Source organism: Mucilaginibacter sp. P2_A4, assembly GCF_056405015.1.
This window is the reverse complement of record NZ_JBFUCX010000003.1, coordinates 347643-370624: the sequence shown is the minus strand read 5'-3', so window position 1 is coordinate 370624 and position 22982 is coordinate 347643. Positions and strand designations below refer to the sequence as shown.

The following is a 22982-nucleotide window of genomic DNA, read 5'->3' as shown; positions in this document are numbered from 1 at the left end:
ACCCACTTAAGCCAACCCCATACACTTAACTTCTCAGTTCGGCAGTACAAAATATCGGATGATACGGAGCACATCTTTTAATTTTCTTTCAATCCGAAGATCACATTTCCCGCTTTGCAACCAGGGAATAAGCAGAAAGCGCCTAAATAGATATATCAACTAAGGAGCCTTTATATCCACACTAAGAAAGTTTCCGTGTCGACTTCCTGTTTTGTAAAAAGCGGCGAAACCGGGCCTTTTGTTGATATCAAATATTAGATGTTACTGGATCATGGTGCTTGGGCACATATAAGCGCTTACTTCCAGCCCGCCGGATTCTTTAATCGCCTTAAAGCCCCCTGTAACATCGATCAGGTTATCAAACCCACGCGCACGCAGCATAGAATTAAAAATCATTGAACGATAACCACCTGCACAATGCACATAATAGGTTTTATCCTTATTTATTTGCGACATATTTTCGTTGATATGCTCAAGCGGCAGATTTTCCGCCCCTATGACGTGTTCCGGGTAATGCTCTGTTTGTTTACGCACATCAAGGATGGTTACCGCGCCTTCTGATGCGATCTTTTCAGCCAGTTCTTTAGCAGTTACGGATTGGATGGTATCTGTTTCTTTCCCGGCTGCCATCCAGGCAGCAATACCACCTTTTAAATAACCAATCGCGTGATCATAGCCCACCCTGGCAAGGCGGGTTACTGCTTCCTCTTCCCGCCCTTCATCAGCGATCAATAATATCGGTTGTTCAATTTCAGGTATCAATGCTCCAACCCAGGGGGCAAAGCTACCGTCGATACCAATATTTATGGAATTTGGAATGAAGGTTTTCGCAAAAACCTGCGGATCCCGAGTATCAAGTAATAAAGCACCAACGTCATTTGCGGCAGATTCAAATTCATCGGGTGAAAAAGGGTGCGTTCCCCGGAGCAATACGGTGTTAAAATCCGCGTAGCCATCCTGATTCATTTTAACATTTTGAGGAAAGTAAGCAGGCGGAGCGGTAAGCCCACGCGTTACCTCGATTATGAATTCGTCTCTGGTCATATCCGCTCTTAAGGCATAATTAAATTGCTTCTGATTACCCAATGTGTCCGTAGTTTCCTTGCTCATATTTTTGCCGCAGGCTGAGCCGGCTCCATGTGCGGGGTAAATTATGATGTCATCGCCGAGAGTCATGATCTTGTTGCGCAGCGAATCATACAAAACTCCAGCCAGTTCCTCCTGCGTCATCTCCGTTGCTTTTTGTGCCAGATCGGGCCTGCCTACATCGCCTATGAATAAAGTGTCACCAGAAAACAGCGCCGTTTCTTTTCCATGTTCATCTGTCAGCAGATAGCATGCAGACTCCATCGTATGCCCGGGCGTGTGCAATACTCTGATACTAACTTCGCCCAACCGGAACACTTCATTATCATGGGCAATATAAGCTTCAAAGCCTGTAACCGCATTCGGACCGTAAACGATACGGGCACCGGTTTTCCGTGCCAGGTCGATATGCCCGGAAACGAAATCTGCATGAAAATGAGTTTCGAAAACATATTTAATGGTTGCGCCTGCTAAATGGGCTTTAGTTATATAAGGGCTTATCTCCCTTAGCGGATCAATAATAGCCACTTCGTTTGCGGAACGGATGAAATAAGCCCCTTGCGCTAAACATCCGGTGTATATTTGTTCTACAGTCATTACTTAGAGTTTAATAGTATAAAATTCGGTTTTAAACCTCGCTTTGTCGGTGACTAAAGTCACCCGGTCCCCTTTTAATCAGTTATTTTTTAATTGAATGCAGCGACCTGCATTTCAGCATTTATAAGATAATCCGCATTTATTTATTAAGAACCAACTCTTTGATGATAATGTAAATGCCCATGATAAGCACAAACCAGCCGAAGCCTTTTTTAAGTTTCGCACCATCTACTTTTTTACTGATGAAACCGCCGATGAATATTCCGGCAACTGCTATACTTGTAATTTTTGAAAGGAAGATCCAGTCGATTGTAAAATGGCCAAGGTCTCCGGTAAAACCAATGAGGGAGTTGAGGGCAATAATGAGCAATGAAGTGCCAACTGCTTCTTTCATCGGTAAACCAACGAGTAATACAAGTGTCGGAATCAACAAAAATCCGCCGCCTGCGCCTAATAATCCAGTGGCCAGACCAATAGCAACCCCATACCCCAGCAACCTGGGGATGTTCAGTTGCTTTTCGCTTGCTTTAGCCTGTATCTCTTTGTTCCGCCCGCTTTGGATCATCGCGGAGGCTGCAGCAACCATCAGCACAGCGAATAACACCATCGTTAATACATTCTCCGTCAGCTCGAACGAACCAATTCTTGTAATGTGCTTAGGGATGATCGGAATCAGCAGTTTTCTGGTAAGAAAAACCGTTGTGATCGATGTTAGACCGAAAAGAAGCGCGGTTTTTACACTGACCAATCCTTTGCGATAATTGTTAAAAGCACCCACCATACTCGTGGATCCTACAATGAACAGGGAATATGAAGTAGCTAAAAGCGGACTTGTACCAAAAAGGTAGACCAGCACCGGAACGGTCATGATAGATCCACCACCACCGATAAGGCCAAGTGAGATACCGATTAAGGCAGAAGCGAGATAGGCAAAAATTTGCATACTTATGATTTTTTGATAGGCACAAATTTCGGCAGCTGAGCAGCGGGATACGGTGACTTATGTCACGTATGGTATTTATTTCTTCCACTCTATGAAACTCCTGTGCAATATAATATCGCCGCGTTGTTCCATTTTCTTTAACAACCGCGAGATCACTTCCCTTGATGAGTTCAGATCAGTGGCTATTTCATTATGGGTGATCCGGAGTTCACGTGCCTTTAACTTCAGGTACTGGTTCTGGAGATAATAAAAAAGGCGTTCATCCATTCCCTTAAAGGCGATATGGTCAATAACAACCAGCAGCTCTTCATACCTCGATCTATAGGTTTCCAACACAAAATAATACCATGTTTTGTAAGTGGTCATCATTTTATCCATTAACGTTATCGGCACTGCTAAAACGGTAGTATCATTTATCGCCTTTCCCATCACCTCGCTGGTTTCCTGCTTTGTGGCACAGATCATCGTTAGCGCGCAGGCATTTCCCGGTTCCAGGTAATACATAAAAAACTCACCGCCATCTTCACCTTCCCGGTATAATTTCACACGGCCATCCAGGATCATCATTGTTGATTTGATGTATTGTCCGGTTCTTAAAATAACCTCTCCTGCCGGGATATGTAAAACAACGGCGTGCTCCTCCAGGTAATCTTTCAGTCCCGGCTCAAAATCCGGAAAAAGGTGATTTAAATATCTCCTCACCATAAGGTTATCTTGCATATTAAAACTTTCGATTGTTAGAAAAATGTTAACCGGTGTACCGGGCTGGCCAATCACGGGTGTATGGTCGCCCAACCATCAGCCTGGCGAATAATAATCTCGCCGTTTCCGCTCGGAACATAACTTATGAATGAAAAAAGTGACGCTTTATCAATGTGTCGTTCACGAACTGTATTGCTGCATTGCGCCAGGACAACGCCCTTTTGCTGTAATGCCTGTAGTTGCCCCTCGTAAGGCCCTGTTTTATCATAAACCGCTACCCCATCAGCAAAAGCTACCAATTCCACTTCGAGTTTACCTTTTAGGCGCGAATCTTCCAACGCATTTTCCATATTACGGAGTGTTTGTTTGATCTTTTTGGGGTCGGCTTCATCGAGGTAATAAAGCGCTTTATAATGTGATAGCCGGGCTTCCGCTCCTTTAAATTCATTTACTGTCGTTTGAGCGGATGCGGGGTTAAAGAAAAACAAGCCACCGACGAGGATCAATAAGGATAAATAGTTTTTCATTGCGATATATATTAAAACGTTAATTTAAGTTTTTTAAGACGTATAGCGTCTTGTATGGGTAGGTATGGCCCATATTTATGCTGCCTTGCACTAAATTTATCCGCATATGGTCCAAATGGTAAATCTATTGGTTTTTGGCTTACATCAGGATAGTCAGCTTGCTGTTTTTTGTGTGGACGGGGCTGCGAATTAATAAAGGCGGCAACATCCCAGGATTCTTCATCCGGCAACTGTGGATACTGATAGCTTGCACCATAAGGCATGTTGTTTTTTATAAAACCTGCGAGGTTACTTAACCGGTACATGCCGGCACCATCATTATAGCTTTGCGGTCCCCATAACGGCGGGTAAGTATATGATATTTTGTCTGGGTTGAGCAGGCCTTCACCTGAAGTTCCGTGGCAACTTTGACATTTCGCGACAAAGACTAACTGTCCTTTTTTAGGATCTGCTGCCCTAACCATAAAGTTTAATTTTTCCGTAGATCCTCCGGCGGGTATTCGGTCTTTTCCGACATCTTTCCCCAACCATTTCATGTACGCCAATATCGCCTGTACTTCCTTTTTAGCAGTATCGGGAACCCTGCCGTTCAAGCTTCGCTCAAAACATTCGGCAATACGCGCTGATGCCGGCTCCAATCTTCCGCTACGGGAGCTTTTTCTGGGATAAGTCGCTATAAAGCCGGCAAAGTCATTACTGAATAATTTTGTACCCGCATCTTCATGACAATTCTGGCAATTCATGCCATTGGTGATGTGTGCAACGCTTCCACGGGGACCAAGATAGGAAGCAGTTGAAATAACAAGCGCGCGTCCATAACGGATCACCTCTCCAGTCTTTCCAGCCGGGATAGATCGAATACCCGGAGCTTTCCATGCGTCATTCGGCAGGTTTCTTTTTTTTTCTGTATTTGCCGGAAGCGCGCTAATAGTTTTGACCTGTATTGACGGCACCAAAATATTATGATCCTTATTTTCTGATGGATTAATCACCAAACTCACAAGCAGGATAATTAGGCCCACAATAAGCAATGAAAACCAAATCAGATAGCGGGAGATTTTAACTAATGCATTGCGTATTTCCTTTACCTGATCGATATTCATATACACCAAAGCTGGTTATTCTGTCAGTATATTTCGGTGACCAAAGTCACTTAAGCTTTTGTTAAATACTCGGTAACAGATAATAAGTCAACAGAACGCTCATTCCAATTATAGCTACGGTCATGACGAGTGATAATGTATAAGACGGTTTGTAACCCCGGTTCAATAACTGACGCTCTGTTTGCTTATACCTCAGGAAAGCCATAAGCGCCATAAAGGCGCCTATTCCAACTAATATGATCCCAATAGATGCAGAGTAACCTTTTCCCGGTAAAATTGCTTTACCAGCCAATACTATTGATATCTGCTTGATGAAAAGGGCAAACTTAACTACGACGAACCCAAACGCCATAATCGCGATACTGGTGCGAATCCAGGCTAAGAACGTACGCTCGTTGGCTAAGTGATCCCCAGGGCTAATGGGCTGTTGATCTTGTTGTTTGCTATCCTTATTACAATTTAATTATAGTGAGATTTCAACTACTCATTAGTCCTTAAAGGCAAACCAAGCTTAATGCCGAGCCCTTGCTGTTGCTGGTATACCTGATTTGATGGCTATGTTGTTTGATTATCTCCGCAGCCATTTATGAGCAGAATCCAAGCCCCGCAAACATTCGCGGGACATTCGCCTTCGTCTATAAACTGCTTTATGATTAATAAGAATAAAGCCTGATTGTTTGCCTCAATTAAATGGACCCAACGATTATTTTATACAAATGCGATAGCCATATAAGCCTGAGCAACCAGAGTGTCTGTTCCGCAAAGATGATTTAAGAGCTGATCCTTTTTTGGGGTTGACCGGCCTTAGACCTCAAAATGATAAGGACAGTTCCGGTAAGTAATAAAGCGACCGAAATCAGTTCTGCCTGTGTCGGCCGAAAAAAGCCCCACTGATACCTGTTATTCACCCGGATTAATTCCACTAAAAAACGTTCCACGCCATTCATGCACAAATAGATGCCAAATAACCAACCCGGAACTTTTAGCCTTTTACGGATGTTCCACAAAACAAAGAACAATAAGCAACAAGCCGCAAATTCATATAAAGAAGTGGGAAATACTCCACGTGGTAATTCAAAGCAGTGCAATCCGCTACACCCGGGAATAGAAACTCCCTGATCGCTGACATTATGCGGGTACCTGTAACTCCAGAGCCAGTCAGGCAAGCCTCGAAATGGTTTAGGAAAGGGGTTCTCAATACCCCAGTCGCCATCGCCGGCCATGTGACATCCAATCCGACCGACCCCGTAACCGATCATCAGGGCCGGAGCCGCGCTATCTGCGAGGTGCCAAGGATTAATTCTTTTATTATGCGCGTAGATAAATATGCCAATGGCGGCAACAATTAATCCTCCATAAAAAGTCAGTCCGCTAAAAGCAATAAAATTTTCAGGATGAGCCATATAGCTGTTCCAGTTTTCGAGTGCATCAAAAAACTTCGCGCCGACCAGGCCGCCGATTGCGGCGATGGTGAGGATGATATCTACCCGTTCATGTGGCCACACTTCTTTTTCCTGAGTGATCGGCGTTATGGGTATTTGTTTCCTTTCGATGAAATATCGTATCGCTGAAAACGTGACGCCAAATACCAATAAAAGAACCCAGTGCTGCTTTAACATAAAATAAAGCAGCATTCCAAGGCTTTTAAAAGCATTAACCCAGTTGGTCTTACCGAAGCAGATACTGATCAAAGTCAATAGCAATAACCCTATCATGCTACCGACGGTAAAATCAATCGCAACGTTGACAAAATCGTACGGCCGATCAACCCTAAGCGTTTCTTTAACGGAGGATAACAGGCCCGCAGTTTGCTTCCTTTTCAACTCCTTTGTTAAAATAAAGGATGCGGTCAGGAAAGCAAAGGCGACAAATAGCCCAAAAGTCTGAACTGGCAGGGGGATATCAAATCGAAACAGGTCATGTAAAAGATCAGACAAAGTAGGATACATATTACGACTGGGTTTGGATTAGATTTTGTTCCATTTTCAGGAGCGTAGAATGAAAACAATTCAGTAGATCCTTATTGAATTCCTTATACAGGACTGCATCAACCTTGTAGATTGCGCTTCTGATGATTGGAACCAGTAAATTTCCCTGTCCGGTCAAAAAAACAAAATGTTCTCTCCTGTCTTTCGGATTTCGTTGGGTGAATATATATTCCTGCCTGGTTAATTCATCTATCATGATCACCACCCGGGATTTATCAACCTGGAGGAAATCTGCAAGTTCTTTTTGAGTGGCCGGGCTGGTCCTGGAAGACAGGAACAGCAGGATGTCTATAAAGTATTTCGGCTGGAATACAGGCAGTTCCCTGGTAATAGTGCGGGTATATAACGTACTTAAGCGGCGCAGATTTTTTGACAATAATAATTGCATAATAACTCAGTAAAAAGGAAAAAATCTTTTAATTGATCGAAGTTTTGAAATAAAAAACAGGTCTCGGCCCGGCATTCGGACGATTAAAAATCAAATCCGCAGTGAGGAGTTAAAGGGCCTGTACCAAGAAAAATACAGAAAATCAATCCACCGGTAAATGGCAGACTTAAGAAAACGTTGAGTACCAAAGAATAGTACTAGGAATATGCCTGCATAAATCAGGATCAGGCTAATAGCGTCGTTCCTATCATTCAAGTCAGTTTTATCTGTCCGCTTCAGCAATGAAAGCTTGTTCGCAAGGCCATCTTCTAACTTTCGTTTAAAAATAGAATTGTAGCTGCTTTTTGCCTTAACTGATTCCGGGGAATGATGCGCGACAAAGAAAATATGGGTTATGACCACAAACAAATACACCGCCAGCAGCAGCAATGTTTTAAGCTGTTTTAAAACATAACCTATCATATACAAATGTAGTAATTCTGATATTATTAAAAAAAGGGGGAATCTCCTGAGATCTTTGGCAATCATATTATCATTTATTATAGGTGATCGGGCGATGATTTAAGATCAACGACCAGAGCGCCGCTGTTGATCTTAATTATCGGCAACTGGCTGCAGCTACTGTCGTTACCTCTAACGAGCAATATCAACCAGGTTGGACTGCATTTTATAAAGTGTTTCGTAGAAATGATCCAAATGCGTCTTGTCCAATTGCTGATTGACCATATGATTGACCTGTTCTATCGCTTCCTGTATCTTTGGCACGCTGTCTTTGCCTTTACAGGTCAGATAAATAAAATGGGCTCTTCTGTCAGCGGCATTTTGTTCAGTATACACAAAGCCGTTCCTTGTCATTCCTTCAATGAGCACCGCAATTCGCGACTTATCCACCTGGAATAATTCAGCCAGTTCCTTGTGTGTTAGCGTATGTTCCGCGAATGCCAGGATCAGGATGATCTCAGCGTAATGTTCAAGGCGGAGGTCAGGAAGGACTTTAACGATAGCACGGCTATAAAGTCTGCTTAAACGACGCAGGCTTTTCGATAATAAGATTTGCATAATAAATTCTTTAAGAAACAGAAATGAAACAAGCCAGAAACGGGCAGTTGTCAAACATTCAATGACTTAGGGAATCAAATACGGAGGGAAAGCCGGAAAGGTAAAAAGGACGAAAAGTAATGTCGTAAGAGCGCAGGCCGCCTTATTTTCCGGATGATATTGGGAATTAAAAATAATATCAAAAAGGAGCCGGCCAGTTTAATAAATAGATCTTGGGTGTTTTGATCTTTATTTAAGACAGACTTATCGGTGCGGTGCATCAAACAGAGCGCCTGGGCGCTGGAGTTATCCAGTTTCCTTTTAAAGGTCGAATTAAAACGCGCTTGTGATTTTGAAGAGACCGGGTGATGGTTTGGCAGCAATAGGATATGGGTAAGCACGACAAACAGGTAAGCTGCGGTCAACAGCAATACGCTTATTTTCCGATGATCGAGAAGCCCCATATATGCAAATGTAAGTATTTTGATCTGGTTAATGCAAAATGCAAAGATTGACCGGACATGCCGTTTTGAATCAATACTATTTACAGTCGACGGGAAGAAAATCCGTTATTTACTGATTAATAATTATTCAGCAGTAAATAAATGTAATTGCAACAATAGTTTTGCACAAAAACTATTTTATTTTTGAGATGTTTGCAGTGAAATATTAAAAGGTGAAAAAAAAGCAGGCCACATTTGCCAGGAATATCTTAGTGCTCGCGCTTGTGGCGGTGTATTTTATCACGGCCTCCACCCACATTTTTTTCATCCCCTGCCTGACCCAAGGCACCCATCATGCGGCGCTTTCCCATAATTCTATTTTTAAAAGAAAGCTGGAATATTGTGCGGTTGCCGGTAACCAGTTGGGTTATATTCAGCGGCCCGATAAATCGATCTTCGAAGAGCGTAAAGTGGTATCGGATACCATCAGATCCTTTTTAAGTTTTTTTACTATCCTGCTATTTATCCCGCTGGTCTGGATGCTAAAGCCCAAGTTGGTTGCTGATTTGTCTGGCTATTGTTATCCACCAATTCATTCGTATTTATCCCTTTGCGTGATCAGGATCTGATTAATACCACTCCTGCGTTAGTGCCGTACCAGGCCTGTTACGCTATCTACATGCTATTATTTTAAGGTATTGCCGTTATAAACGGCACTCACCATTTATTTCATTTCCGAAAAATCAATATGCAAAGTTCAAAAAGACAGCTATTTGTCGTCATTTGCCTTTTTATTGCAGGGCATACTTACGCACAGCAAGCAAATCCGCCGGTCAAATTAAAGGATCTGTTAAACCGGGTCAATGAAAAAGCGCCCTCCCTGCTCACGGATTCTGCTGCCATTACGATCAGGCAGGCTCAGGCAGCTGAGACCCGCAGCAACTGGCTGCCCAATTTGAAACTGAATTACCAGGCTGATGTCGGTACCAATAATAATGATGCCGGCCCGTACTTTGGTTTTGGTATTATCCCGTCCAATTCGCGCGGTGTAAGGACCGAAAGTAACACGAGCGCGGTATTAACCAACCTGGGTATTGCCGCACTGGACTGGGAGGTTTACAATTTCGGCGCTTACGGCGCCCAGAATAAGGTGGCCAATTCAGATATTAATATCGAACAGAACAAGTTCGCCCAGTCCAAATACCAACTGCAGGCATACACTATAGGCAGCTACCTGCAATTGATGCGCCTGCAGGACTATCTGGCTATTCAAAACAGGAATATCGAGCGAAACCAGGAAATCCGCCGGTCTATACAGTCATTGGCCAAAAGCGGGGTCCGCCCCGGTGTTGATACTAGTATCGCTGAAGCAGAACTGTCCAAAGCAAGACTAACTTATATAGAGCTGGATAATCAGTTGAAAAGGGTTCAGCTGCAGCTTTCAGCTATTAGTGGCCTGCCTTATCAAACCATCATTCCTGATACGGCAGCGGAGACCAGGATGATTTCGGGGGCGGTAACCCCGGCCATGCTGAATGCCGATACTGCCAGCAATCCCCTGATCAACTATTACAAGTCGATATATCAGGGCAGTCTCGACCGTGAAGAACTTGTCAGGAAACAGTACAACCCTAAGATATTACTGGAAGCGGCTGTTTGGGGCCGTGGTTCCAGTATAGATGCCAATGATCAATTCAACAGCCTTTCTGCCGGCTGGGGATTCAATAGGAATAATTATCTGGTAGGCGTAGGCATTTCCTATAACCTGTTTGATATACGGCGCAGGCAACTCAAACTCCGTACCCAAAAAACGGCGACCAATTATGCGCAAAAACAACTGGATGAACAAAGGAACGCTTTAACCCTGAGTGTAAACGAGGCCGATGTGGAATTAAACACCGCAAAGCAGCGTTTACAGGAAATCCCTAACCAGTTGAAGGCGGCCAATGCAGGCTACCGTCAAAAGCTTTCCTTATATAAAAGCGGTTTGACCGACATTATTGAACTGAACGCCGCCTTAAATATTTTATACCGTGCGGAAACCGATTATGTCCAGGCAAAATCTTCGTACACGACTGCCTTGTTCCAAAAGGCCGTGACAGGCAATCAGGTCAGTGCAGTTTTAAACCTTTTAAATTAATTAACTATGTCAATGGTCACATCCGCACTCAAAAGGCCGATCACCGTAGTGGTGGTTACTATGAGCCTTTTGATATTTGCAGTGCTTAGTGCAATAAAAATACCGATCGATATTTTCCCGCAGTTGAATCTGCCCACGATCTACGTTATCGAATCGTACGGGGGTATGTCGCCCCAACAAATGGAGGGCTTTTTCTCCACCCGTTTGCAAGACCAGTTCCTGTATGTAAATGGCGTCAAAACTATTACCAGTAAGAATATTCAGGGTTTAACGATGCTGAAGTTAAGTTTTTACGAAAACGTAAACATGGCCGAGGCCCAGGCGCAGGTTGCCCTGCAGGTGAACCGGGCGATGAAGTTCTTTCCGCCGGGTGCCCTGCCTCCGCAAGTAGTGCGTTATGATGCCTCATCCCTGCCGGTAGGTCAGCTGGTCTTATCCGCTCCCGGCCGCAGCCTGAAGGAAATTTACGATATGGCGGCTACCCGTATCCGGCCTATGTTTGCTTCGGTACCTGGCTTGTCAGCGCCGCCGCCGTTTGGTGCCAACTCGCGCTCGATCACCGTTAGTGTAGACCCCAACAAAATGCGCAGTTATGACCTTACCCCAGACCAGGTGGTAGAGGCGCTGGCTAAATTTAACGCCATGTCGCCATCGGGTAACCTTCGTATCAACAATACGATGTTTACAACTACGATCAACTCACTGGTAAAAAAGTCAGAAGAGTTTGGTGATATCCCCATCAAGACCAAAAACGGGGTGTCCGTTTTGGTCAAAGATGTTGCTCGCGTAGCCGATGCTGCTGACGTTACCGTAGATTATGCGTTGATCAATGGCAAACGGTCGGTTTATATCCCGGTAGTTAAAACCGCCGATGCTTCTACCTGGTCGGTGGTGCAAAATCTGAAAAGCAAAATACCAGAAATGCAGGGCCTGCTACCCGACGACGTGAAAATATCTTATGAATTTGACCAGTCTGTCTTTGTGATCAATGCTGTAAAAAGCTTAATAACAGAAGGTGGGTTAGGTGCTTTACTTACCGGTTTGATGGTGCTGCTTTTCCTCCGCGATTGGCGCAGCAGTTTAATCGTGGTGATCACTATCCCGGTGTCTATTTTATTGGGGGTGTTCCTGCTATGGATGTTTGGTCAGACGATCAATATTATGACCTTGAGTGGATTGGCCCTTGCTATCGGTATTCTGGTCGATCAGGCGACGGTTACAATCGAAAATATCCACCAGCATTTGGAAATGGGCAAACCAAAGAAACTTGCCATTTATGATGCATGCGAAGAAATTGCTTTTCCGTTATTATTGATACTGCTTTGTATACTGGCTGTATTTGCACCATCCTTCCTGATGAACGGTGTGCCTAAAGCCATGTTCCTGCCTTTATCGATGTCTATCGGTTTGACGATGATCGTATCTTACCTGCTGGCACAAACCTTGGTGCCTATTTTGAGTAACTGGCTGATCAAAGCCGAGCGGTACCAGTATTATGTACATGGCGAGCTCCACGCTCACGCAGGCGAATCTTTAAATCAAAAAGAAGAAACACAGGTCAATAGACACCTGAAAGAAGAACAGGATCATCCCGAAGACAACGACTTTTTTGAAAAGGTCAAAATGCGGTTCATGGGGATCATCACTCGCTGGATGCCGAATAAAAAACTGATCGTACCGATTTATGCCGTGATTATTATCGTGCTGGCCGGTGTGGGTTTTGTGGTCATCGGGAAAGACATGATGCCAAAACTGAACAACGGCCAATTCCTGATCCGTATAAAAGCACCGGACGGAACCCGTTTGGAACGCACAGAAGACAAATTCAAAGAGGTGCTGAACATTATCGATAAAACGGTAGACCATCATATCGCTATCAGTTCAGGCTATGTGGGTATCGTCCCCAGTAGCTATGGTACCAGTAACCTGTACATATTCAATACGGGTACGCATGAAGCGGTGTTGCAGGTAAACCTGGATGAGCATTATAAGGTGAATATGGATGAGTTGAAGGACGCACTGCGAAAAAATATCTCGCATCAGTTACCAGACCTGCGGATCACCTTTGAACCCATCGATATGACCGAAAAGATCATGAGCCAGGGCGCGGCAACGCCTATCGAGATCCGGGTAGCCGGCAAGGATATGACACAAATTGAAGGTTATGCTAATAAAGCGGTAGCCAAATTAAAACAGATTAGCTATCTGCGAGATGTGCAGATAGTTCAGCCTTTAAGGATTCCGGTAGTGGCTATTACGCTGGACCGCGAAAAGGTATCGCAGTTCGGGTTGAATGTAACCGATATCGCACGGTCTGTCACCGCCAGTACCTCATCCAGCCGCTTCACAGAAAAAAACCAATGGCTGGATGAAAAGGCTGCCTATACTTACCAGGTGCAGGTACAAATTCCAGAGTATGTGATGAATACCATGGATGAGTTAAAAGAAATACCGCTTTTAAAGGGGCAAAGCACCCCAACATTAGCAGATGTTGCCAATTTTAAGGTGATCTATTCACCCGGTGAATATGACCGTTCGGGGCCACGCCGCTTTTTAACGGTGAGCGCTAACATCTATAAAATGGACTTGGGCACCGCTACTGCCGATGTACAAAAAGTGATGAATTTGTTAGGCGCGCCGCCAAAAGGATTGGTTGCAGAGCTAAAAGGTATGTCGAGTTTGCTGACCGAAACTATGAGCAGTTTGCAAAGCGGTTTAGCCTTCGCGGTATTGGTGATCTTCTTATTACTGGCGGCTAATTATCAGTCGTTCAAGCTCTCATTGACGGTACTCTCGACTGTTCCGGCAGTAATTTTAGGTTCGCTGACTGCTTTACTGCTGACGGGTTCTACGCTAAACTTGCAATCCTATATGGGGATGATCATGTCTACCGGGGTATCGGTAGCGAACGCGATCCTGATCGTAACTAATGGTGAAAAGCTGCGCCTGGAATTTAGGGACGCAACCCGCGCATCGATCACCAGCGCGGCTATTCGTTTGCGCCCGATATTGATGACCAGTTTTGCGATGATGGCCGGTATGGTGCCCATGGCATCGGGCATGGGTGAGGCAGGTGAACAGACAGCGCCGCTGGGACGTGCTGTTATCGGCGGCTTATTTGCCTCTACGCTTGCCGCCCTGTTCATTTTACCCTTGGTATTTGCTTGGGTACAAGACAAAACCACTTATGAATCACCGTCATTAATGCCGGAAGAAACTACAGCTATTCAAACATCAACGATATAAACACATGAAAACGAAAATAATCATCTTAGGTGCTGCGGCCTGTTTTTTAGCAGCCTGCTCCGGTAATGAAAAGCCGGTAGACCTGACCGAAGCGAAAGCAAGCGGTAACAAGAAATATGAGACTGGAACGATCACCGAAAAAGCTTTGTCCAGCTATGCCAGGTTACCTGGACAATTAAACGCCTTTAACGAGGTAAATCTGTTCCCCAAAGCTAACGGATTTGTCAAGCAGATCTTCGTAGACCGGGGTTCCCAGGTCACCAGTGGGCAATTATTGATCACGCTGGAAGCGCCCGAAATGGAATCACAATTACAGGCTGCCAATTCGCGCTTTTTGCAGGCGCAGGAAACAGCCAATGCGAGTAAGGAAAAGTATAACCGTCTAAAACAGGCCGCCGCTGAACCAGGTTCGGTATCGCCACTGGACCTGGACAATGCCGTATCCCGGATGAAATCAGATATGGCCATAGCCAATGCTGAGAAATCTAATATGCAATCGGTAAGCACAATGCAGGGTTATCTAAGAATTTACGCGCCTTTTGAGGGCACCATAGTGCAGCGGAATGTTTCGCCGGGTGCTTTGGTTGCACCAGGCAAGGGTACCGACCAGCCCATGCTGGTGTTACAAGATACCCGCAAGCTGCGTTTAGAAGTAGCCATTCCTGAGGATTATGTAGATAAAGTGGATCTGAAGCAAGCGGTTACTTTCACCTTCAATGCGATGCCGGGCACCGAGCACACCGCAAAGATCAGCCGTTCAGCGAATGCTTTGGGCAATATGCGTTCCGAAGCAATAGAAATCGATGTCATCAACAAAAGCGGACAACTTAAACCGGGGATGTATGCCGAGGTAAAGATACCAATGCTTTCTGGGGCCAAGTCATTGCTGGTACCAAATGCTGCAATCGTTCGCTCCACCGAGCGGGAATATGTGATCACGGTAAGAAATGGTAAGGCTAAACTGATCGATATCAAAGAAGGGCTGGCAGGAAAAGATTCTACGGAAGTTTTCGGCGCTTTGGTGCCATCAGATCGCATCGTTACCAAAGCCGGCGACGATGTTAAAGACGGTACAGTTATCAATTAAATTCTGAACCGGCATGGCCACGTTTGGGATCATGCCGGTTTTTTTTAATGGGAATAATGCTATACATCAAATGATAGTGGGGTATATTATGAAATTTCTGCAATTTGATACGTTAGGCATAGCGGCTGAAGAAGTGGTTACGCTCAAAGAAACATATGAATTACTCAATTATAAGTATAAGACGCAGTTTCTTGAATTTAAGGATAACAGAAATCTGAATTTTAAGGGTATCGCCCTGCAAGCAAACCTGGCGGGGACCCTGATGATCCAGAAGCAGATCAGAAAGTGTTTTCTGATATTTACAAAAAGTCAGAGCAGGGCCTCCCATATGGACTGGAACAACCCGGGGAGCAACGAAAGCAGCTATAAGGTGCGTGCGTTTGCCATCTTACGAAAAGATCATGGTAAGATTTTTATCCGCCGCAAAACTTTGATCGATAAGGTGATCAACGCTGTTACGGCTATATCCATAGATTTTAAAAGAGATAAAACCTTTAGCAGTAAGTTTTATGTATCGGCAGAAGGAGGTGAATGTGCTGATGAATTGCTCAACCAAGACTTCAGGGACCTGCTCATGGGTTACAGCCAGGAGAAATTTTCCATAAATATCAATAACCGTACGCTGATGGTTGAATACGCGGACGGGTTGGATGCTCAGAAAACAGTTAAAATGACAGAGTTTGCCTGCGCGATGTCCATCCTTTAACAGAGGAGACTGCTCGCCGACCAGGATAATGAATTAAAAGAGCGCTATGCAATTTTTACTTTCCGAACGGCTTTTCAAGATCAGCAGGTTATACAAAGATTTGATCATGGCTGAAATGCCCGAAAGTGATATCCGCACAGATATTGAGGTGGCGATCCTGGCCACCCTGCATTCCAATAAACGTGAAATGACCCAAAAAGAAATAGCGGGTTTACTAAATATGGATGTCTCGCGCGTGTCCGATGTGATCTTCACGCTGATTCAAAAAGGATACATCATTACAGAAAGAAATACCGCCGACCGACGGCAGCACTATGTCTCCCTCACAGCTAAAGGGGGTGAACTTATTCCTGCCATCCAGCTGGCCATAGAAAGCGTAAATGCCATTATCAGCCACCACCTGGACGATCATTCATCATTTGTGTTTTACCATGTGTTACGGCAAATGGAAGCTAATTTGTTAGCTAAGAATTCTCTTACCTAAAATTATTTAATAGCATCAAGATTTAATTAAAATATAAATTGTTAAAATATTACAATGAAAGCTATTCGTTTGAAAAGAAAAGGAGATGCCGGTCCGAGAACGAAACAGATCAAAGATCCGGTATTCCGATTGGGCATTCTATATATACTATCCTTAGCCGTTTTTATGCTACTCCTGTATTATTTGCTTCCAGCGATACTGGGTTTATTGGACGCGTAAGTTTTAAACCATATTAACCGGTAGCTTTTGGGCTAAGGTCAAAAAAACACATCTATGGGAAATCATATTTTAGTAATTGACGACGATGAGGTTATTCTGGATCTCTTCACCGCTATACTTACCGATGAGGGCCACGAAGTGACTGCTATGAAAGGGGCCGTTGATATACTGGTCATTATCGAAACCACCGACCCGGACCTGGTGATCATTGACTACCTTTTACCGGGCATAAACTGCGGTGAAATGTGCGCTCAGATTAAACGCGAAACCACAACGCTACACGTTCCGATTCTTTTAACATCCGCGCACGCCCGGATATTTTTGTCCTTAGGTACCTATAATTGTGATGAATTTCTGGAAAAACCATTCGACATCAAATTCCTGAAGGAACGAGTCAGGTTCCATTTAAAAAAGGAAAAGCAAAAAACTAAAATAGTGTAACTGCTTTGACTATCACTTTATTTGCAACTCTATTGTAAACTGAGCCCGAAATGAATAATTAAAATCATTAAAAATAAAAAAAATAATTGTTATGGAAACAGCTAATTCTGTAATATTTAGTTGCCCTGAATGTAACCAGGAGTGTTGAAGTACGCGCAAAATCAGCCATCTTAAACGCTTTAAATTTATACCATGAAGAAAGTGTCCCCATCGGTCCTTCGTAAAAACTGTCACCGCACCAGAGGTAACCACTCTGCTTATCATAAAGGCAAACCGCGTCAGGCATATGCCCAGGCGTGGCGACCACCCTTATCTTTCGGTCACCCAAATCTATCATATAGCCGCCTTTAATGAATTGTGTCACTTTAAAAAGCCTGAACGTATAATGCGTAGTATCTTTATGCGGCAGGCGGGCCACGCAAAACGAAGCAAGACTCACTTACCATTTAACCGCATCGTGACGATAGCCGTTAGCAGCATTGATCCGGGTAAATTTAGTATCCATCGCCAGAATATATCTGAATTCATTGTTGCAACCTATATGATCCGGATGCGTATGGGAATTGAACACTACCACTGGTAGTTTGGTTAATTGTTTCACCACCAGGGAAATGCTGTCCAGTCCCATCCTGGTATCAAATAATAAGGCTTTGTTCTTACCCTGGATCAGGTAAGCGATTGTTTCCTCCCATTATAAGGCTCTGCTATTGCGTAAGTATGCTGACCTAGTCATATACCTTAAACCAAGGCCGGTTTATTTTGATCTCTTTCAAATTCTCCAGGCCCAGCCGTGGCGGCAGGCTGCACCAATCCGGAACAGGCGGCGATTGTTGGCCATAAACACGAACCTCGGGTACTACTATCACAACGATCGAAAAAATACCGGCAGCAAAAAAATGATGGTTCTTGGATTTCATAGCATTCAAATGAAGCTAATATAAGCCTTGCTGATCAAAAATAAACACAGCATTAACAGAGTATTTGTTTAGTTTTCCGTCAGTGGCAGCGTAAACCAGAAGGTACTACCTTTGCCAATTTCGCTATCCGCCCCCATCTCCCCGCCGTGGCGGCGGATGATCTCCTTGCTTATGTAAAGGCCCAGGCCGAGCCCGGAAACATTGTGCTGGCCGGAGCGGTAATAGCGGTCGAATAGGTATGGTAAATGGTCAGGTCCGATCCCGGGGCCTTTGTCGGTCACGGAAATACGAACGAAATTGCTTTCGCCGCTGATCCGGATCAAGATTTGAGGGGAATCCGGCGCATATTTGGCGGCATTATTCACGAAATTGACCAAGACCTGATCTATCTTTTGCTCGTCAGCGTCAACTTCGACCTCGTGGTTGCCTTCTACGATGATCTCGAATTTGCCCTCACTGCGGACATGGTTGCAGCAATCCCGCGCCAGTTCGGCGGGATTGAACCGGGTTTTGCATAGTTCCAGCTGCCCGTAGGCGATCCGGTTGGTATTGAGCAGGTTTGCCACCAGGCGGTTGAGTTTAGTCAGGCTTTTATTCGCCTGCGTGATCAGCTTTTCCACCATCAAAGGTTTCGGGCTGGTTTTCATCCGGTCGAGTAATTGCAGGGATGCGGTCAGGCTGGTGATAGGCGTTTTAAGTTCGTGGCTGGCGACGCTGATGAACTCATCTTTCTTTTCCAGCAATTCCTTTTGCAGTTCGGTTTCCCTGATGACGCTCAGCCGCAATTCCATTTGTTCCATGACCACGCGAGCCAAGGCTTCCAATACGTCACGATCTTTCTGGCTGAATCTACGGGGCTGGTAGTCAGCGATACAGATGGTGCCGATTAGGTAGCCGTCAGGGTTAGTCAGCGGAGCTCCGGCATAAAAGCGAACGCCTTGTTTGACAGGTGCGCTTTCAACCAAAACTGGATCTTCCAGCGTGTCTTCATAGACTAGCGGTTCGGAACTCAGGATGGCCAGGGCGCATAAACTCTCTCCGCGGTCCACGCAGCGCAGTTTACCCACGCCGGTAGTGGCCTTGAAAAAAACGGTTCCCGCGCCCACCAGCGAGATCAGCGCGACTGGTGTCTGGAAGGTGGCAGCAGCCAGATCAGTCATATTATCGAAGACCCGCTCCGCCGGAGTATCGAGCAGGCCGTACCTCGCCAGCACCGCCAGGCGTTCCGAGTCATTAACAGGAATGATATCGCGTTTAAATGTATTGTTCACCTGGTTATTGCTTCTGCATACAACCCTTAAAGGTACGAATTGTTACGGCAGCTGAAAAATTGACAAGTCCACTGAAAATTTTTCAGATGAAACCTGCAAATTTTTCAGACTTAATGAACTGGCAAAACGCTTGTTAGGTACTCGATAGTTAATTAATCAATTGTTGATTTATTAAAAAAGTAAAAGGCCATGACTTTAGTTAAATTCAACCACAAAGCTAACAACTCATTCATACCAGTCTTTAATGATGTTTTTGATTCTATTTTCAACGATACTTTCGTTAGCGATGGTATGATCAGCCGTGTGCCTGCAGTGAACATCAACGAAAGCGAGAACAACTATCATGTGGAACTGGCTGCACCGGGTCTGAAGAAAGAAGATTTCAAACTGGACCTGGAACGCAGCCAGCTAAGTATTTCGGTAGAGCAATCCGCGGAACACGAGGATAATCAAAAAAATTACAGTAAGCACGAGTATATCTTCGGTTCTTTTGTGCGTTCCTTCACGCTGCCGGACGGCGCCGACCACGCTCAGATCGAAGCCAGCTATACCGATGGTATCCTCCGCATCGATATTGCTAAACGTGAAGAAGCCAAAGCGGTACGCCGCCGGATCGAGATCAAATAAGTGCAATAGTTTTTTTTCAGGGGCTCCTGCTTGCAGGGGCTTTTGGTATTTGGATGGTTTATGGAAACACAGTTTTATATCCTGTTAAGCCTTAAAACAACCCAGGGCTATGTCGATTACGGACAATACTTTTTCGGGAACAACCGCGAAGCGGCTTACGATTTATTTCGTCAGATGAAGGGCGATCCGGACATGGCCGCCCGCTGCCCGTTGCATATCGACCTGATGGAGACCATTGATAGCCTGCCAGTGAAAATCAAAAGCATTTGCTGTACACTGGAAGAACTCGGCTTTAATTGTAAGCTGATCGCCAAAGAGATTTTCCGTTTGAAAAATTTGGAGGAGATGCCATTAGCGTTTAAAACTTGCAGAATACGGTAAAGCCTTACATTTATTAGCGGGACACTAACGAATCAAATGAACCCAATGAACGTTTCGGTTCAGGCAGTAGTAGGGCCGGTCAATGACTCTATATCGCGTTTTCAAGTGGAACATCGCCTGGGCAATCTGCTAAATTAAATTTACCGCGCGGTCGACCAGCACTTCCCGGTCCGGAAAGAAAATCTAGCTCTTATCATCAGAGACATGGACGGCAGCTACGAGAACTGCTTCAAAATTTGGAAACCCGCCTCTTGAACAGGCATTTTAGTGTTTTGACATCCCAGCGATCGTTTCTAAAGCTGGGTGGTAGAAATTGAGGGACCCAGCCCTACAGCCTATGACCGCAGATGAACTGCTGAGCAAAAAGGACCTTGCCGATTTTAAAAAGGAACTGTTCTACACCCTCGCGCCTTTATTGTGCGGTAAACTCCTTTCGCGGCAGAAATGATGAAGAACAAGGATGTACGGCAACTGCTGGGCATGTCCGGGCAATACCATCCTGATCTCTGCCAGCCATGATCTTTCACTTGCTTTAAATCAAAAAGGAGCCCCTAATGATTTTATCAGCAAACCGTTTGATATCAATTACCAGCTGAATAAAGTTGAGCAATACGTTACAGGCGGATTACGCAATCACAGCCGTTGGAGCCATTTGACAAACAATTAGGCACACTATCTCTTTTATTGATATACTAATCAAATATATTATGAAAAGAACTATAGGAATTGTGCTACTTGTTGTTGGCATTGCGATGCTCATATGGACAGGCTTTACGTATACAAAAAGAGAAAAAGTAGTAGATGCAGGACCTATACAGATTTCGGCTGACAAAGAAAAATCTGTAAACTGGCCGCCTTATGCGGGAGGAATTTTGGTGATCGGAGGAGTTGTCCTGATCATAATGGAAAAAAGGAAGCGTTAATTTATGAGCATACATATAATGGCTCTTTAATCCTTTTACGCTGATGGACACGCAGGAAATTCTAGCCATCGTCTTAGCCGCTCTATTCAACACGAAGATGATGATCGATGGGGGAATTACGATACTGATGGTATTGATAGCTCCTTGTATATCAGTAAATTTCTCTGTTCTGCTCTTGCGCTATAAGATTAAATTTGAAGATTATGCCTTCTCTATATTAACCTGGGGTGGATTACCCAGAAGGGTTTTTGTCGCGCTACCCTTATCGTTAAGCGCGAAAACACGCCAGGGTAAATTTGTACCTGTGACGTACATAACAGTTGTTTTTTCTATCTTGCTGCAAGGATTGATAATCGGCAAACTCGTTCCAAAACTACAGGGTAATAGTATAAGTAGGCCATGAAAGAAGTAATCACTAAAATCCGTTATTATCTTACTCACCGGTTTAACCTACAGGAAGATAAAGCCGAAGAGCAGGATATCATATCTTCTATCAGAAAAAACGTTGATTTCCGTGGTGCAAATTTATGGGCGCTCATCTTCGCAATTTTTATAGCCTCTATAGGATTAAACGTAAATTCCACTGCCGTAATCATCGGTGCAATGCTGATCTCGCCTATCATGGGGCCGGTGATGGGTATAGGCCTTGGTATAGGCATCAATGACCTGGATCTGGTAAAGAAGGGCGGGATGAATTTATTAGTAGCTACGATCATTGCTATCATTACTTCTACCATCTATTTTTCCATTACGCCATTACATGAAGCACAGTCAGAATTACTGGCGAGGACGTCCCCATCGACCTGGGATGTATTCATCGCCTTTTTTGGAGGTATGGCGGGCATGGTTGCAGCCTCGCGTAAAGAAAAAAACAATGTGATTCCGGGTGTAGCAATTGCTACAGCATTGATGCCGCCATTATGTACGGCCGGGTTTGGTTTGGCTATGGGTAACTGGTATTTCTTTTTTGGCGCCATCTATCTCTACTTCATTAACAGCGTGTTTATAGCTATCGCCACATTTTTGATGGCGCGGTATTTGAAAATGCATAAAAAGGTTTTTGAAGTTGCCGGGGCAGAGAAAAAAGTAACCAGATATCTCATCATGATCGTTGTGATTACCATCTTGCCAAGCATCTATATGGCCTACCGTATCGTCAACAAAAACATCTTTGAAAGTAATGCGCGCAAATTTGTTGAAGAACAATTCCATTTTCATAACACCCAGGTAGTTTCTAAATCTTTTAAATACACTGGTGATAAGAAAAGCATAGACCTGCTCTTGATCGGTAGTGTGCTTGATAAACGGGAGATTGATTCACTAAAAAAAGAAATGAATAAGTATAGGTTACGAGATGTTAGCCTTACTATTCGGCAGGGCTTAAATGCGAAGCACCAACTAAACCTTTCGCAGATCAAAGCGAGCATACTGGAGGATGTATTTAACAATAGCGCTAAGACGGATACCATACATATTATGCCCCAAAAAAAGGCTGCTATAGACAGCATGGTGATTGTAGAAATGAAGGTGCTTTATCCCGCGATAGAAACTTTTGGCGTAACCAAATTAGCTATACGCACCGCTGATTCGCTCCGCGTTGATACCCAGCGAATCGCTTTAGCCCGCTTTGGCAAACCATTAAGGAAAGCAGACGTTGTAAAATTACAACGATGGTTGCAGCAACGTTACCAGTCTCCCTCACTAAAATTAATTATTCAATAAAAT

Annotated in this window: 26 protein-coding genes; 12 read left to right on the top strand and 14 right to left on the bottom strand. The window is 44.3% G+C overall.

All coding sequences use genetic code 11. The features are described from left to right. Positions 1–261: 261 nt before the first annotated feature. From AC1DYB_RS08250 to AC1DYB_RS08205, 10 genes are all read right to left on the bottom strand, one after another. A complete protein-coding gene (locus tag AC1DYB_RS08250) occupies positions 262–1683 on the bottom strand; it encodes an MBL fold metallo-hydrolase (protein WP_477433960.1) in 1422 nt (473 codons plus the stop codon). A gap of 139 nt (positions 1684–1822) precedes the next feature. Then, on the bottom strand, positions 1823–2626 hold the full coding sequence (locus tag AC1DYB_RS08245) for a sulfite exporter TauE/SafE family protein (protein ID WP_477433958.1): 804 nt from the start codon (positions 2624–2626) through the stop codon (positions 1823–1825). A gap of 75 nt (positions 2627–2701) precedes the next feature. Next, a complete protein-coding gene (locus tag AC1DYB_RS08240; protein ID WP_477433956.1) occupies positions 2702–3346 on the bottom strand; it encodes a Crp/Fnr family transcriptional regulator in 645 nt (214 codons plus the stop codon). Between the two features lie 53 nt (positions 3347–3399). Further along, entirely contained in the window at positions 3400–3855 is a 456-nt protein-coding gene (locus AC1DYB_RS08235; RefSeq protein ID WP_477433954.1) for a DsrE family protein, read from the bottom strand. A gap of 11 nt (positions 3856–3866) precedes the next feature. Beyond that, a complete protein-coding gene (locus tag AC1DYB_RS08230; RefSeq protein WP_477433952.1) occupies positions 3867–4958 on the bottom strand; it encodes a c-type cytochrome in 1092 nt (363 codons plus the stop codon). Between the two features lie 61 nt (positions 4959–5019). Beyond that, positions 5020–5379, bottom strand: a complete 360-nt coding sequence (locus AC1DYB_RS08225; protein WP_477434222.1) for a YidH family protein — start codon at positions 5377–5379, stop codon at positions 5020–5022. Between the two features lie 349 nt (positions 5380–5728). Further along, positions 5729–6907 (bottom strand): prolipoprotein diacylglyceryl transferase, encoded by a 1179-nt coding sequence (locus tag AC1DYB_RS08220; RefSeq protein ID WP_477433950.1) that lies wholly within the window; start codon positions 6905–6907, stop codon positions 5729–5731. 1 nt (position 6908) lies between these two features. Continuing rightward, positions 6909–7334, bottom strand: coding sequence for a MarR family winged helix-turn-helix transcriptional regulator (locus AC1DYB_RS08215; protein WP_477433948.1), 426 nt, complete (start codon positions 7332–7334; stop codon positions 6909–6911). Between the two features lie 90 nt (positions 7335–7424). Beyond that, positions 7425–7862: a hypothetical protein gene (locus AC1DYB_RS08210; RefSeq protein WP_477433946.1), complete on the bottom strand. Its 438-nt coding sequence runs from the start codon at positions 7860–7862 to the stop codon at positions 7425–7427. Positions 7863–7967: 105 nt separating this feature from the next. Further along, the gene (locus AC1DYB_RS08205) at positions 7968–8393 is read right to left on the bottom strand and encodes a MarR family winged helix-turn-helix transcriptional regulator (RefSeq protein ID WP_477433944.1); all 426 of its coding nucleotides are present in this window, start codon (positions 8391–8393) and stop codon (positions 7968–7970) included. 655 nt (positions 8394–9048) lie between these two features. Here AC1DYB_RS08205 and AC1DYB_RS08200 point away from each other — a divergent pair. From AC1DYB_RS08200 to AC1DYB_RS08170, 7 genes are all read left to right on the top strand, one after another. Next, positions 9049–9444, top strand: coding sequence for a hypothetical protein (locus AC1DYB_RS08200; protein WP_477433942.1), 396 nt, complete (start codon positions 9049–9051; stop codon positions 9442–9444). 119 nt (positions 9445–9563) lie between these two features. Continuing rightward, positions 9564–10955 carry a TolC family protein gene (locus tag AC1DYB_RS08195; RefSeq protein WP_477433940.1) on the top strand — a complete coding sequence of 464 codons (1392 nt, stop codon included), beginning with the start codon at positions 9564–9566 and terminating at the stop codon, positions 10953–10955. 12 nt (positions 10956–10967) lie between these two features. Then, positions 10968–14201 (top strand): efflux RND transporter permease subunit, encoded by a 3234-nt coding sequence (locus AC1DYB_RS08190; RefSeq protein ID WP_477433938.1) that lies wholly within the window; start codon positions 10968–10970, stop codon positions 14199–14201. A 4-nt stretch (positions 14202–14205) separates the two neighbouring features. Continuing rightward, a complete protein-coding gene (locus AC1DYB_RS08185; RefSeq protein ID WP_477433936.1) occupies positions 14206–15288 on the top strand; it encodes an efflux RND transporter periplasmic adaptor subunit in 1083 nt (360 codons plus the stop codon). Positions 15289–15376: 88 nt separating this feature from the next. Then, positions 15377–15994 (top strand): hypothetical protein, encoded by a 618-nt coding sequence (locus tag AC1DYB_RS08180; RefSeq protein WP_477433934.1) that lies wholly within the window; start codon positions 15377–15379, stop codon positions 15992–15994. Between the two features lie 46 nt (positions 15995–16040). Next, positions 16041–16478, top strand: a complete 438-nt coding sequence (locus AC1DYB_RS08175) for a MarR family winged helix-turn-helix transcriptional regulator (protein WP_477433932.1) — start codon at positions 16041–16043, stop codon at positions 16476–16478. Positions 16479–16751: 273 nt separating this feature from the next. Continuing rightward, on the top strand, positions 16752–17138 hold the full coding sequence (locus AC1DYB_RS08170; protein ID WP_477433930.1) for a response regulator: 387 nt from the start codon (positions 16752–16754) through the stop codon (positions 17136–17138). 67 nt (positions 17139–17205) lie between these two features. On the opposite strand, the gene AC1DYB_RS08165 is transcribed toward AC1DYB_RS08170, so the two are convergent. From AC1DYB_RS08165 to AC1DYB_RS08150, 4 genes are all read right to left on the bottom strand, one after another. Next, positions 17206–17577: an MBL fold metallo-hydrolase gene (locus AC1DYB_RS08165; protein WP_477433928.1), complete on the bottom strand. Its 372-nt coding sequence runs from the start codon at positions 17575–17577 to the stop codon at positions 17206–17208. Then, on the bottom strand, positions 17578–17805 hold the full coding sequence (locus AC1DYB_RS08160; protein ID WP_477434220.1) for an MBL fold metallo-hydrolase: 228 nt from the start codon (positions 17803–17805) through the stop codon (positions 17578–17580). A gap of 58 nt (positions 17806–17863) precedes the next feature. Next, complete coding sequence (locus AC1DYB_RS08155) at positions 17864–18055, bottom strand: hypothetical protein (RefSeq protein WP_477433926.1); 192 nt, start codon at positions 18053–18055, stop codon at positions 17864–17866. 68 nt (positions 18056–18123) lie between these two features. Continuing rightward, positions 18124–19326, bottom strand: coding sequence for a GAF domain-containing sensor histidine kinase (locus tag AC1DYB_RS08150; RefSeq protein WP_477433924.1), 1203 nt, complete (start codon positions 19324–19326; stop codon positions 18124–18126). Positions 19327–19515: 189 nt separating this feature from the next. Between AC1DYB_RS08150 and AC1DYB_RS08145 the strand changes: the two genes are divergently transcribed. The 5 genes from AC1DYB_RS08145 to AC1DYB_RS08125 all read left to right on the top strand — a co-directional run bounded on the left by AC1DYB_RS08145 (position 19516) and on the right by AC1DYB_RS08125 (position 22979). Next, a complete protein-coding gene (locus AC1DYB_RS08145) occupies positions 19516–19953 on the top strand; it encodes an Hsp20/alpha crystallin family protein (protein WP_477433922.1) in 438 nt (145 codons plus the stop codon). 60 nt (positions 19954–20013) lie between these two features. Beyond that, positions 20014–20334 carry a hypothetical protein gene (locus tag AC1DYB_RS08140; protein WP_477433920.1) on the top strand — a complete coding sequence of 107 codons (321 nt, stop codon included), beginning with the start codon at positions 20014–20016 and terminating at the stop codon, positions 20332–20334. A gap of 460 nt (positions 20335–20794) precedes the next feature. Next, positions 20795–21001: a hypothetical protein gene (locus AC1DYB_RS08135; RefSeq protein WP_477433918.1), complete on the top strand. Its 207-nt coding sequence runs from the start codon at positions 20795–20797 to the stop codon at positions 20999–21001. A 40-nt stretch (positions 21002–21041) separates the two neighbouring features. Next, positions 21042–21257, top strand: a complete 216-nt coding sequence (locus AC1DYB_RS08130; RefSeq protein ID WP_477433916.1) for a hypothetical protein — start codon at positions 21042–21044, stop codon at positions 21255–21257. Positions 21258–21656: 399 nt separating this feature from the next. Next, complete coding sequence (locus AC1DYB_RS08125) at positions 21657–22979, top strand: TIGR00341 family protein (RefSeq protein WP_477433914.1); 1323 nt, start codon at positions 21657–21659, stop codon at positions 22977–22979. The last annotated feature ends 3 nt before the right edge of the window (positions 22980–22982 follow it).

Coding starts and splice junctions, on each gene's coding strand:
- AC1DYB_RS08250 (WP_477433960.1), bottom strand. CDS start 1,683: ATGACTGTAGAACAAATATACACCGGATGTTTAGCGCAAGGGGCTTAT.
- AC1DYB_RS08245 (WP_477433958.1), bottom strand. CDS start 2,626: ATGCAAATTTTTGCCTATCTCGCTTCTGCCTTAATCGGTATCTCACTT.
- AC1DYB_RS08240 (WP_477433956.1), bottom strand. CDS start 3,346: ATGCAAGATAACCTTATGGTGAGGAGATATTTAAATCACCTTTTTCCG.
- AC1DYB_RS08235 (WP_477433954.1), bottom strand. CDS start 3,855: ATGAAAAACTATTTATCCTTATTGATCCTCGTCGGTGGCTTGTTTTTC.
- AC1DYB_RS08230 (WP_477433952.1), bottom strand. CDS start 4,958: ATGAATATCGATCAGGTAAAGGAAATACGCAATGCATTAGTTAAAATC.
- AC1DYB_RS08220 (WP_477433950.1), bottom strand. CDS start 6,907: ATGTATCCTACTTTGTCTGATCTTTTACATGACCTGTTTCGATTTGAT.
- AC1DYB_RS08215 (WP_477433948.1), bottom strand. CDS start 7,334: ATGCAATTATTATTGTCAAAAAATCTGCGCCGCTTAAGTACGTTATAT.
- AC1DYB_RS08210 (WP_477433946.1), bottom strand. CDS start 7,862: ATGATTGCCAAAGATCTCAGGAGATTCCCCCTTTTTTTAATAATATCA.
- AC1DYB_RS08205 (WP_477433944.1), bottom strand. CDS start 8,393: ATGCAAATCTTATTATCGAAAAGCCTGCGTCGTTTAAGCAGACTTTAT.
- AC1DYB_RS08195 (WP_477433940.1), top strand. CDS start 9,564: ATGCAAAGTTCAAAAAGACAGCTATTTGTCGTCATTTGCCTTTTTATT.
- AC1DYB_RS08190 (WP_477433938.1), top strand. CDS start 10,968: ATGGTCACATCCGCACTCAAAAGGCCGATCACCGTAGTGGTGGTTACT.
- AC1DYB_RS08185 (WP_477433936.1), top strand. CDS start 14,206: ATGAAAACGAAAATAATCATCTTAGGTGCTGCGGCCTGTTTTTTAGCA.
- AC1DYB_RS08180 (WP_477433934.1), top strand. CDS start 15,377: ATGAAATTTCTGCAATTTGATACGTTAGGCATAGCGGCTGAAGAAGTG.
- AC1DYB_RS08175 (WP_477433932.1), top strand. CDS start 16,041: ATGCAATTTTTACTTTCCGAACGGCTTTTCAAGATCAGCAGGTTATAC.
- AC1DYB_RS08170 (WP_477433930.1), top strand. CDS start 16,752: ATGGGAAATCATATTTTAGTAATTGACGACGATGAGGTTATTCTGGAT.
- AC1DYB_RS08155 (WP_477433926.1), bottom strand. CDS start 18,055: ATGAAATCCAAGAACCATCATTTTTTTGCTGCCGGTATTTTTTCGATC.
- AC1DYB_RS08145 (WP_477433922.1), top strand. CDS start 19,516: ATGACTTTAGTTAAATTCAACCACAAAGCTAACAACTCATTCATACCA.
- AC1DYB_RS08140 (WP_477433920.1), top strand. CDS start 20,014: ATGGAAACACAGTTTTATATCCTGTTAAGCCTTAAAACAACCCAGGGC.
- AC1DYB_RS08135 (WP_477433918.1), top strand. CDS start 20,795: ATGTACGGCAACTGCTGGGCATGTCCGGGCAATACCATCCTGATCTCT.
- AC1DYB_RS08130 (WP_477433916.1), top strand. CDS start 21,042: ATGAAAAGAACTATAGGAATTGTGCTACTTGTTGTTGGCATTGCGATG.
- AC1DYB_RS08125 (WP_477433914.1), top strand. CDS start 21,657: ATGAAAGAAGTAATCACTAAAATCCGTTATTATCTTACTCACCGGTTT.